Source organism: Oleiphilus sp. HI0066, assembly GCF_001635725.1.
Genome location: NZ_LWFH01000744.1, coordinates 1 through 809, shown reverse-complemented (window position 1 = coordinate 809; position 809 = coordinate 1). Strand labels below are relative to the sequence as shown.

Here is an 809-nt window from a genome sequence, read left to right as displayed (position 1 = left end):
GCTTGCCGTTTTTTAGGCGCGTGTTTTGGTAGTCTGGGTAGAATGCTTGATAGCCCTGGTTTTGGATGTTTTCGCAGGCGCGGGCTTCGTTACGGGGCTTTGTGGTTAATAGATACCAAGGCATGGTAACAGCCCTTTGTTATTGTTGTTGGTTTTTTCAGCGCCGCTTTCGTGCGGCGGACGAGTTAAGGGGCAGAACCAATAACTGTAGATTCCGGATCAAGTCCGGAATGACGGTCTTGGCGTACTCTAACCCATTTAAGCTAGATTCCATCGGCACTGGCCGACAGCAGCTAGGGTCTTTGTTTCGCCAAAGACCCTAGGACCCAAAAGCGACCCGGAGCGCAAGCGCTCGACGGGATTTCACCCTTCGATAGGTTTTTGAGTTTACGAGGCTATAATAGCGCTTTTGAAACACGTCTAAAGCACGCCAAAAGATGCAATAAATAGTCGAAGTCAAAGTAAGCGGACTCTAGATTCCGGATCAAGTCCGGAATGACAGCCTTGGCGTACTCTGAACCCGACTTTGCGGAATGACGGTCTTGGCGGACTCTGAGCCCGACTGTATACCTATAAGCTACCCACTGCGGCAGCGCCGAGTGCTATTTGGTAGAAAATCTGGCTCACGTCACGCCAAAGTACTAACTGGTCTAGCTTGTCTGCATCTAGTGGCACGACAACCGTATCACCTGGCTCCATTTGCGCGTCATTACTGGCAAACCAATGACCGCTATCAGGCAGTTGTACGCCACCATTTGCTTTAATAATGTAAATACGATCTTCATCCGCTTTGTCTGTTGTACCACCGC

General features: G+C 49.9%; 1 protein-coding gene and 1 pseudogene. Both read right to left on the bottom strand.

Annotated elements, in window-relative coordinates:
- On the bottom strand, nucleotides 1–124 hold a 124-nt coding region (locus A3738_RS32585; protein WP_369819789.1), incomplete at its 3' end, for a transcription termination/antitermination NusG family protein.
- 446 nt (nucleotides 125–570) lie between these two features.
- Nucleotides 571–809 (bottom strand): annotated as a pseudogene (locus A3738_RS30855) (hypothetical protein); the annotation flags it as partial.